Source organism: Leifsonia sp. 2TAF2 (assembly GCF_052115085.1).
GTDB lineage: Bacteria > Actinomycetota > Actinomycetes > Actinomycetales > Microbacteriaceae > Leifsonia.
Map to the genome: position 1 here is coordinate 816,937 of NZ_JBFRFY010000001.1, position 16,183 is coordinate 833,119.

The window sequence follows — 16,183 nt, forward strand, 5'->3', positions numbered from 1 at the left end:
AATGTCTATCTTCCTCAACAAGGACTCCAAGGTCATCGTCCAGGGCATCACCGGCGGCGAGGGCACCAAGCACACCGCGCTGATGCTGAAGGCCGGCACGAAGGTCGTCGGCGGTGTGAACGCCCGCAAGGCCGGCACCACGGTCACGCACGGCGACGTCGAGCTGCCCGTCTTCGGCACCGTCGTGGAGGCGATCGAGAAGACCGGCGCCGACGTGTCGATCATCTTCGTGCCGCCGGCGTTCGCGAAGGACGCGATGGTGGAGGCCATCGACGCCGAGATCCCGCTGCTCGTGGTCATCACCGAGGGCATCCCGGTGCAGGACTCCGCCGAGGCGTGGGCCTACGCCCAGGAGAAGGGCAACAAGACCCGGATCATCGGCCCGAACTGCCCCGGCATCATCACGCCGGGCGAGTCGCTGGTCGGCATCACCCCGGCGACGATCACGGGCAAGGGCCCGATCGGCCTCGTGTCGAAGTCGGGCACGCTGACCTACCAGATGATGTACGAGCTGCGCGATCTCGGCTTCTCGACCGCGATCGGCATCGGCGGCGACCCCGTCATCGGCACCACCCACATCGACGCGCTCGCCGCGTTCGAGGCGGACCCGGAGACGAAGGCGATCGTCATGATCGGCGAGATCGGCGGCGACGCCGAGGAGCGCGCGGCCGACTTTATCAAGGCCAACGTGACCAAGCCGGTCGTCGGCTACGTCGCCGGCTTCACCGCCCCAGAGGGCAAGACGATGGGCCACGCAGGCGCGATCGTCTCGGGCTCCGCGGGCACGGCGCAGGCCAAGAAGGAGGCGCTTGAGGCGGCGGGCGTGAAGGTCGGCAAGACGCCGTCCGAGACGGCCGCGCTGCTGCGCGAGGTCTACGCGGCGCTGTAGTCCGCATCCTTCAGAAGGCCGGATCCGGGAACGGATCCGGCCTTCTGTGCTTCGTACCCGCTGCAATGCAGTCTGTCCGCGGGTGGTCGGCGAGAGTTACAGTGAGCGCGCCGAGGCCTCTCGGCCGAGCGGAGGGGGATGCGATGCCTCAACTCAGCAACGCGGACCTGTTGAAGCGCGTCTCCGAACTGGAGGCCGAGAACGCCGTCCTGCGCGAACGCATCCCCGATGTCGCCGTCGACGGAGTGGACGAACCCGCTGCGACCCCCGCACGCAAGAAGCGCAGCTGGGCCTGGACGCTGCTGGCGACCGTCCTTATCGTGCTGGGCTCCATCCTCGCTCCCGTGGCGGTCGTCGCCTCATGGGCGAAGGTGCAGCTGACGGACACCGACTCATTCGTCGCCACCTATGCCCCGCTCGCCCACAACCCGGGCGTGCAGGCGTTCGTCACGAACGAGGCGTTGAAGGCGGTGCAGGAGCACGTCGACGTCAATCAGGTGACCTCGCAGGTCATCGATGGCATCACGGGCCTCGGCACCGGTCCCGTCGCGACGAAGGCTCTGGAGGCTCTGAAGGCGCCGCTTGCGGAGGGCATCGTCTCGCTGATGCGCTCGACGGTGCAGCGGTTCGTCGCCTCGGACGCCTTCGCGCAGATCTGGCAGCAGGCTCTTCGGACCAGTCACGATCAGCTGATAGCCACAATGCAGAACAATCCGAAGGCGGCCGTCACCGTCGGTGCGGACGGCTCCGTCGGCATACAGCTGGCGCCGATCATCGCCCGGGTGAAACAGCTGCTGGTCGATCAGGGCCTGACGTTCGCCGAGCGGATCCCCACCGTGAATCGCACGGTGACGATCGCGCAGAGCTCGTCCATCCCGACCCTGCAGGTGGTGTACGGGCTCGCGGTGGGGGCGGGTGTGTGGCTGCCGTGGGTGGCCCTTGGCCTCCTGGCGCTGGGTGTCTTGGTCGCCCGGAGGCGGGCGCTCGCCCTGGTCTGGGCGGCTGTGGCTCTCGGCCTCGGGATGGGACTGGTGCTCGCCGCCATCGGGATCGGCCGGGTCGTGTTCATCGCCTCCGCCTCCCCGTCGCTCATTCCGTCGAACCTGGCCAGGACTCTGTTCGGAACCGTGACGACCGCCATGCTCGACACCGCGGTGGCGGTCCTCGTGCTGGCGGTGGTCGTCGCCCTCGTCGCCTGGTATTCGGGTCCGTTCGGAGTGTCCAGGCGCCTGCGCGGCTTCTTCGGATCGGGCGTGACCTGGGTGCGCGACTCCGCGGAGCGGCATGGCATCACGACCGGCCGCACGGGCGAGTGGATCTACACCCAGCGAGCCCTGCTCCGTGCGCTCGTCGCCGCGATAGCCGCCGCTGTCGTGCTCTTCGTGCGTCCGCTGACACCGTCGCTGATCATCTGGACGCTCGTGCTGGCCGCGCTGGTCATCGGTCTGCTGGAGCTCCTGCAGCGTCCTGTCGTGACGGTGCCCGAGTCGGCTGACGAGGAGACGCCGGTGGTCACGGTCTCCTGAGTGCCGAAGTGTCGGCGGTCGCCGCCGCCACCGCCCCGGTAGGCTCCGTTCGGTCATGAGTCGCACAACCGTCGCCCTGCTCGCCGCGCTGGAGGCGCTCATCGTCGCCGCCATCGGCATCGGCATCTGCCTGGTCCCGATCACAATCCTCTGGGCGGCGCAGTACCAGCTCGGCGCGGACTTCGGCGTGGTCTGGCGTTCGGCCGCCGACGTGTGGCTGGTCGGCCATGGCGTGAACCTGACGGTCATGCTCGATCCGCAGACGGTCGCGCAGCTCGGCCTTCCTGGCGCAGGCACGCCGTTCCAGGTGACCATCGCACTGCTGGGCTTCGCCGTGCTCACCGCCGGGCTCGGCGTGCGGACGGGGATGCGCGCCGCCGAGACCGAGGAGCGGGTGGTGGGTGCGGTCAGCGCCCTCGCCGCTTTCGCCGTGATCTCGTCCCTGGTGGTGCTGACCGCAGGCTCCGCGGTCGTGCAGCCCTCGGTGTGGCAGGGGATCGTGCTGCCGCCGTTCGTCTACGCACTGGGCATCGGCGCAGGGTTCGGCTTCGCTGCGCTGCGGGGACGGAGTGCAGACGACGGGATGCTGCCCTCAGGCGACGACGGCCGGGACCGGGAGCGGGCCCGCGAGCGCGACCGCGATGTCAGCGGCTCGGACGCAGACGTGCGCGACGCGTCGCCGGCCCGTGGAGCCGCACCCATCGCGCTGACCGCGCTGCGGAGCCGCACGCTCGCGGTGCCGGACGGATTCCGCTCGGGCGCACTGGCAGCGCTTCGCGCAGGGAGCGCGGCGACCGCGATTGTGATCGGCGCTGCGGCGCTCGTGCTCGCGCTGCTGATCTTCGGCAACTACGGCACGATCATCAGCCTCTATGAGCAGCTGCAGAGCGGCGTCGCGGGCGGGGCGGCGCTGACGATCGGCCAGCTGGCGATCCTGCCGAACGTTGTGGTGTGGATGGCATCCTGGCTCATCGGTCCGGGATTCGCCCTCGGAACCGGCTCCGCCGTCAGCCCCATCGGCACCGCTCTCGGGCCGTTGCCCGGCCTGCCGCTCTTCGGCGTCATCCCGCCGGGCGGGTACAGTTTCGGCCTGGTCGGCGTCGTCGTGCCGGTGCTCGCCGGTTTCATCGCGGCGGTGCTGCTGCGCGGGCGCACCGTGGACGGCCTGCGTGGAGTTCGGGCCATCCTGCTCACCGCCGCCGGGATCGGCGTGGTCGCCTGCGTGCAGCTCGGCCTGCTCGCGTGGTGGTCCTCCGGCGCCCTCGGCCCCGGCCGCCTCCACGACGTCGGACCCAACCCGTGGCTGGTCGCGGCGCTGGCCGCGGGCGAGGTCGCCGTGGCGGCGGCGATCGGATTGGCGGCGAGCGGCCGCGTCCGGCGGTGAGGATCGAGCGTTGAGCACCGGGCGGTGAGCGCCCCGGTCGCGCGCCGCTAGGCTGGTGGCGTGCTCTCGATTGTCGTCCTGATCTCCGGCGGTGGCTCGAATCTGCGTGCTCTGCTGGAGGCATCGGAGGACGCCGAGTTCCCCGCGCGCGTCGTCGCGGTCGGTGCCGACCGGGAGGCGGACGGGCTGGAGCACGCCGAGCGGTTCGGCATCCCCACCTTCACCGTCCCGTACACCTCATACCCGAGCCGCGAGGAGTGGGGTGACGCCCTGCTGCAGCAGATCCGGCAGTGGGAACCCGACCTGACCATCCTCTCGGGGTTCATGCGACTGGTGCCCCCGCGGGTGGTCGACGCGCTCTCGCCCGACCTGATCAACACGCACCCGGCGTACCTGCCGGAGTTCCCCGGAGCGCACGCGGTCCGCGACGCGCTGGCCGCGGGCGTGACGCAGACCGGGGCCAGCCTCATCGTCGTCGACAACGGAGTGGACGCGGGCCCGATCATCAGCCAGGAGCGCGTGGAGGTGGAGCCCGGCGATACCGAGGGCAGCCTGCACGAACGCATCAAACCTGTCGAGCGACGGCTGCTCATCGACGCCGTGCTCGACATCGCCAACGGACACATCGACCTCGAGGAGCTTGCCCGAGCATGAGCGGACCCCACCACGACGCCAGCCTCTACCGTGAGCGGGACCTCGTCCCGATCCGCCGGGCGCTGATCTCGGTGAGCGACAAGACCGGCCTCCTCGAGCTGGCGACAGCGCTCGCCGAGGCCGGCGTGGAGATCGTCTCGACCGGCTCGACCGCGCAGACCATCCGCGATGCCGGCTACGCGGTGACGGATGTGGCGAGTGTCACCGGCTTCCCGGAGTCGCTCGATGGGCGCGTCAAGACGCTGCACCCGGCCATCCACTCGGGGCTGCTCGCCGACCTGCGGCTCGCGTCGCACGAGGAGCAGCTGAAGGAGCTCGGTATCGAGCCGTTCGAGCTCGTCGTCGTCAACCTGTACCCGTTCGTCGAGACCGTGGCGTCCGGCGCCGTCGGGAACGATGTGGTCGAGCAGATCGACATCGGCGGCCCCGCAATGGTGCGCGCGTCGGCCAAGAACCACGCCAACGTCGCCATCGTCGTGTCGCCGTCGGACTACGCGGATGTCACCGCGGCGGTCGCAGCCGGCGGGACGACCTTCGACCAGCGGCGCGAGCTCGCGTCGAAGGCGTTCGCCCACACGGCCGCCTACGACGGTGCGGTCGCCGCCTGGTTCGCGGGGGAGGCGCCTTCGACCGACGACTTCCCGGAGCGCTGGGAGGCGCGCGCCGAACTCAAGCAGACGCTGCGCTACGGCGAGAACTCGCACCAGGCGGCCGCCCTCTACGCCGACCCGAAGGGCCGCGGCATCGCCCAGGCGACCCAGCTCGGGGGCAAGGAGATGTCGTACAACAACTACGTGGATGCGGATGCGGCCCTGCGCAGCGCGTACGACTTCCACGAGCCTGCGGTCGCGATCATCAAGCACGCGAACCCGTGCGGGATCGCCGTCTCGGAGGACATCGCCGAGGCGCACCGCAAGGCGCACGAGTGCGACCCGGTGTCGGCGTACGGCGGCGTGATCGCGGCCAATCGCACGGTGACACTGGCGATGGCGGAGACCGTCAAGGGCATCTTCACCGAGGTGCTGATCGCGCCCGGCTACGAGCCCGAGGCGCTCGAGCTGCTGCAGACCAAGAAGAACCTGCGCATCCTGCAGCTCCCGGAAGGGTATGCGCGCGCGCTGACCGAGTTCCGGCAGATCTCCGGAGGCGTGCTGGTGCAGGACTCCGACCGATTCGACGAGTTTTCGTCCGAGGGCTGGACGCTGGTCGCCGGCGAAGAGGCGGATGCTGCGACCCGCGCCGACCTCGAGTTCGCCTGGAAGGCGTGCCGCGCGGTCAAGTCGAACGCCATCCTGCTCGCCCACGACGGCGCATCGGTCGGCGTCGGGATGGGGCAGGTCAACCGGGTGGACTCGTGCCACCTCGCTGTGAGCCGGGCGGGGGAGCGCGCGGCGGGATCCGTCGCGGCGTCCGACGCCTTCTTCCCCTTCGCCGACGGCGCGCAGATCCTCATCGACGCCGGTGTCGCGGCGATCGTGCAGCCGGGCGGCTCCATCCGAGACGAAGAGGTCATCGCCGCGGCGAAGGCTGCCGGAGTGACGATGTACTTCACCGGGGAGCGGCACTTCTTCCACTGAGACGCCCCAGGCGTTGCCTCCTCGCCGGGCTCGGGAGAGAATGGACGGCGGTCCACAAGACCGCACCATTTTTCACCGCGATCCCACGAGGAGACACCGATGTCCGTCCTGCCCGCAACCACCCTGCCCGGCGATCTGCCGCACGAGACACTGCATGTGGTGAAGGGGAGGCGGAGCGGCCTCACCATCAGCATCGCGGTGCACTCCACCATCCTCGGCCCCGCCCTCGGCGGTTGCCGGGTCTGGACGTACGACTCCTGGCAGGAGGCGGTGGCCGACTCCCTGCGGCTGGCCGAGGGGATGACGCTCAAGAACGCCGCCGCAGGACTCAACCGGGGAGGCGGCAAGGCCGTCGTCTACCTCCCGCGCGGCACGGTGCTCACGCCGACCGAGCGCTTCGAGGCGATGCTCGACCTCGGTGACGCGGTCGAGACGCTCGGCGGCAGCTACATGACTGCCGAGGATGTCGGCACCAGCGCCGAGGACATGTCGGTCGTCGCGACCCGCACCGCCCACGTCTGCGGGCTTCCGCCGTCGGAGGGCGGTGTCGGAGAGCCCAGCGACGCGACCGCGGCGGGCGTGTACGCCGGCCTGCAGGCGACCCTGGACCGCGTCTTCGGCTCGCGATCCGTGGACGGGCGCCGGGTGACGGTGCTCGGCCTCGGCCATGTCGGCTCGCTCATCGCGATGCGCCTGGCGAGCGAAGGCGCGGTGCTGACCGTGACCGACGTGAACCCGGCCAAGCGGGCCCTCGCGGACGCGCTGGGTGCGACCTGGGTCGAGCCGGAGGAGGCGCACAGGGTCGAGGGCGACCTATTTGTGCCGGCGGGCGTCGGTGGCGCTCTGACCGACCGCGTCATCGACGAACTGCGGGTCGCGGCGGTCGTCGGCCCAGCCAACAACCAGCTGGCGAAGCGGGACGGCGCCGAGCGGCTCTCCGCGCGCGGCATCCTCTGGGCGCCCGACTTCGTGGTCAACGCGGGCGGCGTCATCTTCCTGTCCATGGCGGGGGAGCCGGGCGTCACCGCGGAGGCGACGCAGGAGCGGGTCGAGCGGATCGGAGATTCGGTCGCCGAGATCTTCCGCGTCGCGGACGAGCGCGGGGTGACCACGCTCCAGGCGGCGGAGGAGCTCGCGCTCGGCCGGCTGCGGGAGCCAGCGAACGCATAGCAGCGCTCCGATAGGTTGGTCCCTATGACGTCTTCCTGGGGCCGCCGGCTCATCGCATCCCTTGTCGCCGCCCTCGTGGTGGTCCTCATCGTCCACGCGGCGATGATCTCCGCCTTCTACGTGGGGGCCCTGGGTGGGTCGTCGGCCCCGTCGGGGGCGTTGATCGTCGCCGTCAGCAACTACTTCTCGCTGACGAGCGTCATCGCCTTCGTGCTGCTGTGGATCGCCGGTTTCGTCGGCGCCTTCGACCGCTGGTGGACCGCCCTCATCGCGGGCGCGCTCGCCGGTGTGCTGGCGCCAGGCGTCGGCACGGTGCTCACCGCCACCTCCGGCGGCTCGCCGTTCAGCGGGGACCTGCTCGTCGCCGTGCTGGGCACCCTGCTCGGCATCAACCTGCTGTACGCGGTCGCCATCACCGCGCTCACCCCGACCTTCGGGCGCTGGCTCTTCCGCGTCGTCGAAGGCACCCGCAGCCGGTTCGAGACCGACCGCAAGGTCGCGCTGGTCCGCATCCCGGCCGCCAATGTCGCCGAGGGTCTCGTGACCCACATCGACCGGCAGCCGGTGGAGACCGAGCTCGCCGACAAGCAGTGGGACGCCTACGTCGCCGCGCTCTCCGAGGCCGGCTGGCAGACCGTCGAGGTGGCGAGTGCCGACCGCATGGCCGACTCTGTCTTCGTGGAGGACACCGCGGTAGTGTTCGGCGACACGGCCGTCATCACGCTGCCGGGCGCGGAGTCGCGCCGAGGCGAGATCGCCGGCACCGAGGCCGCCCTGCGCGCGCAGGGGCTGCACCTGGAGCGGATCGAGGCGCCGGGGACCCTCGAGGGTGGAGACGTCCTGAAGGTCGGCTCCACCGTGTACGTCGGCCGAGGCGGCCGCACGAACGCCGAGGGGATTCGTCAGCTGCGCGCACTCGTTGCGCCGCTCGGGTACACCGTCGTCGCCGTTCCCGTCACCAAGGCCCTGCACCTGAAGACGGCGGTGACCGCGCTTCCGGACGGCACGATCATCGGCTACGAGCCCATCGTGGACGACCCGCGGATCTTCGAGCGCTTCCTCCCCGTGCCGGAGGCGGAGGGCACCGCGGTCGTCGTCCTGTCGGACGACACCGTGCTCATGTCGTCGTCCGCCCCGCAGTCGGTCGCGCTGGTCGAGAGCCTGGGCTACACCGTCATCCAGGTCGACATCTCGGAGTTCGAGAAGCTCGAGGGATGCGTCACCTGCCTGTCGATCCGCATCCGCTGATCGTCCCGTTGACGCAACACGCCGTCCGGGCGAGGTCCGGGACGGCGTGTCGCGTCAACTCGACGGCGCAGCTCGACGGGGGAGCAGGCACCAGCCGGCCGTGACGGCGGCGATGATGGCCGCTGCCAGCCACCCCGCTCTGACGCCGCCGAACGAGGCGATGAGCACCAAGATCGACGTTCCGAGCGCCGTGCCGAGCTGGGCTCCCGTATTCAGGACTCCGCTCGCGCTCCCGGAGAGCCGATCGGGCACGGTCGTCCCGATCGTCGTCGCGGCGACGGAGGACAGCCCGAGCCCCGCACCCGCCAGTGCGACGCCGACGAAGACGCCCCACCACATCCCGACCGTCAGTGCCATGAGCAGGCAGCCCAGAGCGATGGTGGCGATCCCCATCCCGCACACCGTGTACGCGCTGAATCGGGCGAGCAGAGCGCGGGTGCTCGTCGACGTGATGATCACGGCGACGCTGAGCGCCATCAGGGTGAGACCGGTGGCGATGGGATCGAGCCCCAGGCGGTCCTGCAGAAAGAGGGTCGCGAGCACGGCCGTCGAGCTGGTGGTCGCCGTGTTCACGAAGGAGAGGCCGGTACCGTGCCGGAGCGGGCGCGAGCGTGCGGCCTCCCTCGGAATGAGCGGTGAAGCGGCGGTGCGCAGCCGCAGGGCGAGCAGCGCGCCGAGCACGACACCGACGACGATGCACGCGACTCCCAGGACGAGCGTCGACGGCTGCTCCAGCCACGCAGCGCCGGCGATCACGGCCATCACCGCCAGGATGAGCAGGGCGGCGCCCAGCGCATCCAACGGCACCCGCTCGCTCTGCTCACTCAGGTGTGTGACGGTGACCGCGATCCCGGCGATGAGCCCGGCCGCGAGCGGCAGATTGACCCAGAAGACGGCCGGCCAGCCGAAGGCCTGAACGAGGATGCCGCCCACCAGGAAGCCCGACGCGCCCGCGGCCGCTCCGGTCGCGCTCCAGGCCGCGAGGGCTCCCCGGCGGCGCCGGTCGTCGGGAGTCGCGGACAGCAGCAGCCGCAACGCGGACGGTACGGAGAGCGCGGCGGCCGCTCCCTGGAGTGCGCGTGCGACCAGCACGCCGGCCAGTCCGGCTCGTCCCCAGAGCCCCGCCGTCGCTCCCAGCACCGACACCGCCCCGAACAGGGCGACGCCGGTGAGCAGGATCCGGCGATGGCCGAAGCGGTCGCCGAGCCGCGCGCCTAGGATGAGGACGCCGCCGAAGAACATCGCGTAGACCGTCGCGAGCGGGCCGGCTGCGGACGCCGGCGCCCCGACACCGGCCAGGATCGCAGGGATCGCCGTCGTCGCACTCGTGACCCCCAGCACGTCGACGAACTGCACCAGGCACAGCACGGTCACGGCCCCTCTGCGCATGCCCGCCACCGTACCCGGCGCCCCCGACATCCGGCTTTTTCCTCGGGTCCGCGAGAAAATCCTTGCTTTGCGCTGCACCCTGGCAATAACCTGTAGGGCTGCCGTGTTGCAGCATGACGGATGCATTCATCGAGGCTGGGAGGAAGCCATGACGACGACCGAGACCGCACGAAAGACCACCGTGCCCGGGTTCGTCGCCGCCCTCGCGGCCTCCACCCGACCGTCGGGGCACTAGCTCTCCGCCCCCACCGCTGCGCGTCGTCCGCGCGCAACGCACCGTGAGCGCCGGCGGGCGCCCACGCGTCCCCAACACGGGGCCTGCCCACGAGGCCAGGCCTTCGGCGACTCCTTAGCGTGCTCGCCGCCGACCCACGATGTCGGACCACTCACAGAAAACGGATCATCCATGTCTGTCGACCAGACGCCGAAAACCCAGACGCCGTACAAGGCCACGAACACGAAGCGGTCGAGCACCGCGCGCACCCTGCTGCGCATCCTGCCCTTCGCCAAGTTCGCCGCGCCCCGCATCGTGCTCGGGATGGTGGCCGCGCTGCTCGCCAGCCTGGTCGCGCTGAGCATCCCGCAGGTGCTGAAGTGGCTGGTCGACGGTCCGCTGTCGACGGGTGACCCGTCCGCGGTGTGGCCTGCGGCCCTGCTCGTCGTCGGTCTGGGGGCTGCGGAGGCCGTGTTCATCTCGCTGCGGCGTTGGTTCGTGCTCACCCCGGGCACCCACGTCGAGGCGCGGATGCGCAACGCGCTGTACGCGCAGCTGCAAGACCTTCCCGTCGCCTTCCACGACCGCTGGCCGAGTGGCCAGCTGCTGTCGCGCGCCGTCAGCGACCTCAGCATGATCCGTCGCTGGCTGTCGTTCGGCATCGTGCTGCTGGTGGTCAATGTGGTCACGATCGTCGTCGGCTTCGCCATCCTGATCGGCTGGAACTGGATCCTCGGCCTCATCTTCCTGGTCTGCTCGATCCCGCTGTGGATCTACGGCTTCGTGTTCGAGAACAAGTACTCCGTCATCGCCCGGCGCAGCCAGGACCAGGCCGGAGACCTGGCGACCGCGGTCGAGGAGTCGGTGCACGGCATCCGCGTGCTCAAGGCCTTCGGTCGTGGCAAGCACGCTCTGAAGAGCTTCGAGTCGCAGGCCGAGCAGCTGCGCGGCACGGAGATCGAGAAGGCCAAGGCGATCGCCGGCATCTGGCTGTGGCTGCTCATGGTCCCGGACATCGCGTTCGGCATCAGCCTGGTGGTCGGCGTCTGGCTCGCGTCGCAGGGCCAGCTGTCCGTCGGCGAGCTGGTGGCGTTCTTCGCCACCGCGACGGTGCTGCGCTTCCCGATCGAGTCGATCGGGTTCCTGCTCTCGATGACCTTCGACACTCGCACGGCAGCGGACCGCTACTTCGAGGTGATGGATGAGGTCAACGCGATCACCGACCCCGCCGACCCCAAGAAGATCACCGACCCGCGCGGCGAACTGGTGTTCGACGACGTGCACTTCCGGTACCAGGACTCGCCGGAGCGTTTCCCCGACCTGCTCGACGGCATCCAGTTGACGGTGCAGCCTGGGGAGACCATGGCCCTGGTGGGGCTGACCGGCTCAGGGAAGTCGACGCTGACCGCGCTGACGACCCGCCTGTACGACGTGACCGGCGGCTCGATCCGGGTGGACGGCGTGGATGTGCGCGACCTCACCCGCTACGACCTGCGCAAGGCGCTGGCCATGGCCTTCGAGGATGCGACGCTGTTCTCCGCCTCCGTGCGCGACAACGTCCTGCTCGGCCGGGACGAGCTCGATCCCACGTCGGCGGAAGCAGAGCGGGTGCTGACCGAAGCGCTGGAGATCGCCCAGGCCGGCTTCGTCTACGACCTGCCTGAAGGGGTGGAGACGAAGGTCGGCGAGGAAGGGCTGAGCCTCTCCGGCGGTCAGCGGCAGCGCCTCGCGCTGGCGCGGGCCGTGGCGGCGAACCCGTCGGTCCTGGTGCTCGATGACCCGCTGTCGGCCCTCGACGTCGACACCGAGGCCCTGGTGGAGGCGGCGCTGCGGCGCATCCTGGCCGCGACCACGGCGCTCATCGTGGCGCACCGCCCCTCCACGGTCATGCTGGCCGACCGGGTGGCGCTGCTCGAGGACGGTCGCATCACGGCCGTCGGCACCCACCACGAACTGCTCGCGACCAGCGAGCACTACCGGTTCGTCATCTCCAGCCTGGAAGACGAAGAAAACGAAGAGATCCTCGAGGGGGTGAACCTGTGAGCACGACGAGTGTGCTGGGCGTCGAAGGCGAAGAGCGCAACGACCTCAACACGGAGGAGAGCCGGCAGGTCCGGCGCCGCTCGCTGCGTCTGCTGGGCTCGCTCATGCAGCCGTTGCGGATGCGGTTGGTGCTGACCGCGATCGTGGTCGTGGTGAGTACGGCCGCCCAGGTGGCGGGCCCCGCGATCATCGCGTTCGGCATCGACAACGGCCTGCCTGCACTGATGAAGCAGGACTGGTTCCCGCTGGCTGCTGCCGGCATCGCCTACCTGTTCACCGGCATCATCGGCGCGGTCCTGATCGCGTGGTACACGGTCCTGAGCGCGCGCATCAGCCAGGCGATCCTGATCGACCTGCGCAAGCGGGTGTTCCTGCACACGCAGCGGCTGTCGCTGGAGTTCCACGAGTCGTACACGTCCGGCCGCATCATCTCGCGCCAGACGAGCGACCTCGACTCGATCCGTGAGCTGCTCGACTCGGGCATCAACCAGCTCGTGCAGGGCTTCCTGTACATGCTGTTCATCGGGATCGCGCTGTTCTCGATCGACTGGCTCAGCGGCGTGGTGCTGCTGGCGTCGCTGGTGCCGCTCTACGTGCTGACCCGCTGGTTCCAGAAGCGGTCGCAGGTGCTGTTCCGCATCTCGCGGGTGGCATCGGCGAAGCTGATCGTGCACTTCGTGGAGACCATGACCGGCATCCGTGCGGTCAAGGCGTTCCGCAAGGAGAAGCGCAACGAGAAGGAGTTCGGCGGCCTGGTCGAGGAGTACCGGGATGTGAACGCGCGCGTCATCCAGCTGTTCGGGATCTTCGACCCCGGGCTCGTGATGATCGGCAACGTGACGGTCGGCGTCGTGCTGCTCGTCGGCGGCTTCCGCGTCGCCGACGGCCAGCTCGCGATCGGCGTGCTGCTCGCGGTCCTGCTGTACACGCGCCGGTTCTTCGACCCGATGGAGGAGATGGCGATGTTCTACAACTCCTACCAGTCGGCGGCCGCGGCGCTGGAGAAGATCTCCGGCGTCCTGGAGGAGCAGCCGAGCGTGCCGGATCCGGTGAAGCCGGTCGACCTCTGGTCGGCGCAGGGCCACGTGCGGTTCGACGACGTCACCTTCGCCTACAAGAAGGACCGCGTCATCCTGCCCGCGTTCACGCTCGACATCCCGGCTGGTCAGACGGTCGCGCTCGTCGGTTCCACCGGAGCGGGCAAGTCGACGCTGGCGAAGCTCATCTCGCGGTTCTACGACCCGAGCGAAGGCTCCGTGCAGCTCGACGGTGTGGATCTGCGCGACCTGCACCCGAAGGACCTCCGCCGTGCGATCGTGATGGTCACGCAGGAGGCGTACCTGTTCAGCGGTTCGGTCGCGGACAACATCGCGCTGGGTAAGCCGGATGCGACGCGCGACGAGATCGTGCGGGCCGCCGAAGCGGTGGGTGCGCACGAGTTCATCGAGGGTCTGCCGAACGGCTACGACACCGACGTGAACAAGCGCGGCGGCCGGGTGTCCGCGGGGCAGCGCCAGCTGATCTCGTTCGCCCGGGCGTTCCTCGCCGACCCGTCGGTGCTCATCCTGGACGAGGCGACGAGCTCGCTCGACATCCCGAGCGAGCGCCTGGTGCAGGAGGCGCTGCAGACACTGCTAGCGGATCGCACGGCCGTGATCATCGCGCACCGTCTGTCGACGGTCGCGATCGCGGACCGGGTGCTGGTGATGGAGCACGGACGCGTCGTCGAGGACGGCACGCCGGACGACCTGATCGCCGGCACCGGGCGTTTCGCCCAGCTGCACGCGGCCTGGCGCGACTCGCTCGTGTAGCGGGCGACGCTCCGACGGAAATCCGGCGGGGACCACGGGGAAGCCCTCCCGTGGTCCCCGCCGCCTGTCTCCGGACGGCGAGGGTTGATCAGCCGGCCGGGGACCAGGTGGTGCGCGCACGCGACGGCAGGATGCGGTGCCTGGCTGGGCTCGTGCGGGTGATTCGGGTGCGTGCGGTGAGCCCGTCGCGAAGGACGACGACCTCCGCACCGGCGTCGATGTACGCGCTGGCGGAGGCGGGGTCCGCGTAGCGCTCGCTCTGGCCGGCGACGACGGTGATGCAGTCGGCGACGAGGGTGCGGCCGGCGGTGGCGAGCACGGTCGTGCGGGAGATCGCGGGTGCGACGAGGGAGCGGACCGTGCGGCCGAGTTCCGCCCAGTCGGCGGATCGCGTGGCCGGCCGCCTGCCGAAGACGTCGCCCAGATCGAGTGTCTGCACGCGCCCGCCGGCCTCCGCGGCGAGGGCAGCGAGACTCCCGAGGGTGCCGACCGCGCTGCGAAGGTCGGCAGCGAGGCGAGACGGTCCGCACGCGTCCAGCGACAATCCGGCCACCGGCACGCCGAGCGATACCGCCCGGCGCGTCGACGCTACCGCCGCGTCTGTGGGCATCCGCAGCAGCACAGAGGTTCCGGCGGGCGCAGCGACGAAGGCGTCGACTTCGTACGGCTCGTCCACCGCGAACAGGCGGACGCCGGCCTCCCAGGCGGAGCGGCGGTCCTGCCAGTGCGCGCCGGAGACGGCGTAGAGCGCGCGGCCGAGGTCTATGCCCGCACGGCGCAGGGCGGGCACGGCGGCGGGATGCGACACGGTGAACCCTGCGCCTTCCGCCGCGATCGCCCGCAGGAGTTCGGGATGCGCCAGTGCGCTCACGTCGAATCGCACGTCCATCCAGGGCAGGGCTTCGCGGAGTTCGCACAGACGTTGCGCCGCACGCGGCAGATCGAACAGAACGACCGGGAGCCCGAGGGAGGGGCCGTCCACCGCGACCGCCCCGGTCGCCGCGGTGGGGACCACGGCGGCGCCGGTCGGGTCGGCGGTTCGGGTCACGGTGGACATCGCCATCTCCTCGGGTGGATCGTCGGTCCGCTCTCATCGGGCGGACGGCCCTCACCGTTCGGGTCGGTGAGGTTGTCTCATATGCTCGTCCTGACGCAGGTGGCCCGCATCCGGGGGGTCACCTCATTCCGATTGCGTGGAGGCACGGATGAAGCCGGGGGTCTGTGCGGAGATGATGGACGACATGTCCCTCCGTGTTGTGATCGTCGACGACCACGAGCGGTTCCGAGCTCAGGCCGCCGAACTGCTGCGCCTGGAGCGATTCACCGTCGTCGGGGACACGGACACCGCCGCAGGCGGGGTCGAGCTGAGCAGGCGTCTGTCCCCGGACGTGGTGCTGCTCGATATCGGGCTCCCGGACGCCAGTGGCTTCGATATCGTCACCGCCGTGCGGGCGACCGGCGCCGTCGTGGTGCTGACCTCGAGCCGGTCGGCGAACGACTACGGCAGGCGCGTGGCGGACAGCGGCGCGGAGGGCTTCATCAACAAAGAAGAGCTGACCGGTGAGGCGATCCGCATCCTGCTAGGGTAAGCGCGTGAGCGGGGGACAGACAGAAGGTTCTCGCGCGCTCCGGGTGGCCGTCGCCGACGACGCAGTGCTTCTGCGCGAAGGAATCGGCCAGATCCTGCGCGCGGGGGGCATGGAGGTGATCGCCTCGGTGGACACCGCCGAGGAACTCCTCGGCGCGGTCGCGACCGACGGCGATGTGGATGCGATCGTGCTCGACATCAAGATGCCGCCCACCCACACCGACGAAGGACTCCGCGCGCTGGAGCAGCTGCGCGCCGGCGGCTCGCGGGCCGGCATCCTGCTGCTCTCCATGTACACGACCGCGTCCTACGCCATCCGGGCGATGAGCGCCGGCAGCGGCACCGGCTACCTCATGAAGGACCGGATCGCCGACGCCGATACCCTCGTCACCGCCGTGCGGACGGTCGCGCGCGGCGGCTCGGTCGTCGATCCGGAGGTCGTGCAGCTGCTCGTCTCGGCCCGCTCGTCCGAGGCCACGGTCGAGGGGCTGTCCGCCCGGGAACGCGATGTGCTCCGGCTGATGGCCGAGGGCCGCTCGAACGTCGGCATCGCCGGGGAGCTGCACCTGAGCCTTCGCACCGTCGAGTCGCACATCGGCCACATCATGGCCAAACTCGGAGTGGAGGACTCGACCGAGGGCCACCGGAGGGTGCTCGCCGTCCTGCGCTTCCTCGGCCGGGACGCCTGAC

The 16,183-nt window shown here is 70.2% G+C and carries 13 protein-coding genes; 11 read left to right on the plus strand and 2 right to left on the minus strand.

Annotated features, from left to right (window positions below; all coding sequences use genetic code 11):
* Nucleotide 1: 1 nt before the first annotated feature.
* The 7 genes from sucD to ddaH all read left to right on the plus strand — a co-directional run bounded on the left by sucD (nucleotide 2) and on the right by ddaH (nucleotide 8,448).
* A complete protein-coding gene (gene sucD, locus AB4Z18_RS03960; RefSeq protein WP_441781395.1) occupies nucleotides 2-889 on the plus strand; it encodes a succinate--CoA ligase subunit alpha in 888 nt (295 codons plus the stop codon).
* Nucleotides 890-1,032: 143 nt separating this feature from the next.
* Complete coding sequence (locus tag AB4Z18_RS03965) at nucleotides 1,033-2,415, plus strand: hypothetical protein (protein ID WP_441781396.1); 1,383 nt, start codon at nucleotides 1,033-1,035, stop codon at nucleotides 2,413-2,415.
* Nucleotides 2,416-2,470: 55 nt separating this feature from the next.
* Nucleotides 2,471-3,799 carry a cell division protein PerM gene (locus tag AB4Z18_RS03970; protein ID WP_441781397.1) on the plus strand — a complete coding sequence of 443 codons (1,329 nt, stop codon included), beginning with the start codon at nucleotides 2,471-2,473 and terminating at the stop codon, nucleotides 3,797-3,799.
* 60 nt (nucleotides 3,800-3,859) lie between these two features.
* Nucleotides 3,860-4,453 (plus strand): phosphoribosylglycinamide formyltransferase, encoded by a 594-nt coding sequence (gene purN / locus AB4Z18_RS03975; RefSeq protein WP_441781398.1) that lies wholly within the window; start codon nucleotides 3,860-3,862, stop codon nucleotides 4,451-4,453.
* On the plus strand, nucleotides 4,450-6,030 hold the full coding sequence (gene purH, locus AB4Z18_RS03980) for a bifunctional phosphoribosylaminoimidazolecarboxamide formyltransferase/IMP cyclohydrolase (protein WP_441781399.1): 1,581 nt from the start codon (nucleotides 4,450-4,452) through the stop codon (nucleotides 6,028-6,030). The genes purN and purH overlap by 4 nt, the downstream gene beginning before the upstream one ends.
* 99 nt (nucleotides 6,031-6,129) lie before the next feature.
* Nucleotides 6,130-7,200 (plus strand): Glu/Leu/Phe/Val dehydrogenase dimerization domain-containing protein, encoded by a 1,071-nt coding sequence (locus AB4Z18_RS03985; protein ID WP_441781400.1) that lies wholly within the window; start codon nucleotides 6,130-6,132, stop codon nucleotides 7,198-7,200.
* 24 nt (nucleotides 7,201-7,224) lie between these two features.
* On the plus strand, nucleotides 7,225-8,448 hold the full coding sequence (ddaH, locus tag AB4Z18_RS03990; protein ID WP_441781401.1) for a dimethylargininase: 1,224 nt from the start codon (nucleotides 7,225-7,227) through the stop codon (nucleotides 8,446-8,448).
* Nucleotides 8,449-8,502: 54 nt separating this feature from the next.
* On the opposite strand, the gene AB4Z18_RS03995 is transcribed toward ddaH, so the two are convergent.
* On the minus strand, nucleotides 8,503-9,837 hold the full coding sequence (locus AB4Z18_RS03995; protein ID WP_441781402.1) for an MFS transporter: 1,335 nt from the start codon (nucleotides 9,835-9,837) through the stop codon (nucleotides 8,503-8,505).
* Nucleotides 9,838-10,243: 406 nt separating this feature from the next.
* Between AB4Z18_RS03995 and AB4Z18_RS04000 the strand changes: the two genes are divergently transcribed.
* Together AB4Z18_RS04000 and AB4Z18_RS04005 are read left to right on the plus strand one after the other, a co-directional pair.
* The gene (locus tag AB4Z18_RS04000) at nucleotides 10,244-12,094 is read left to right on the plus strand and encodes an ABC transporter ATP-binding protein (RefSeq protein ID WP_441781403.1); all 1,851 of its coding nucleotides are present in this window, start codon (nucleotides 10,244-10,246) and stop codon (nucleotides 12,092-12,094) included.
* Complete coding sequence (locus AB4Z18_RS04005; protein ID WP_441781404.1) at nucleotides 12,091-13,905, plus strand: ABC transporter ATP-binding protein; 1,815 nt, start codon at nucleotides 12,091-12,093, stop codon at nucleotides 13,903-13,905. The genes AB4Z18_RS04000 and AB4Z18_RS04005 overlap by 4 nt, the downstream gene beginning before the upstream one ends.
* An 88-nt stretch (nucleotides 13,906-13,993) precedes the next feature.
* On the opposite strand, the gene AB4Z18_RS04010 is transcribed toward AB4Z18_RS04005, so the two are convergent.
* Nucleotides 13,994-14,962 carry a hypothetical protein gene (locus AB4Z18_RS04010; RefSeq protein WP_441781405.1) on the minus strand — a complete coding sequence of 323 codons (969 nt, stop codon included), beginning with the start codon at nucleotides 14,960-14,962 and terminating at the stop codon, nucleotides 13,994-13,996.
* 184 nt (nucleotides 14,963-15,146) lie between these two features.
* Between AB4Z18_RS04010 and AB4Z18_RS04015 the strand changes: the two genes are divergently transcribed.
* Nucleotides 15,147-15,494, plus strand: a complete 348-nt coding sequence (locus AB4Z18_RS04015; protein WP_441781406.1) for a response regulator — start codon at nucleotides 15,147-15,149, stop codon at nucleotides 15,492-15,494.
* Between the two features lie 4 nt (nucleotides 15,495-15,498).
* On the plus strand, nucleotides 15,499-16,182 hold the full coding sequence (locus AB4Z18_RS04020; protein WP_441781407.1) for a LuxR C-terminal-related transcriptional regulator: 684 nt from the start codon (nucleotides 15,499-15,501) through the stop codon (nucleotides 16,180-16,182).
* The last annotated feature ends 1 nt before the right edge of the window (nucleotide 16,183 follow it).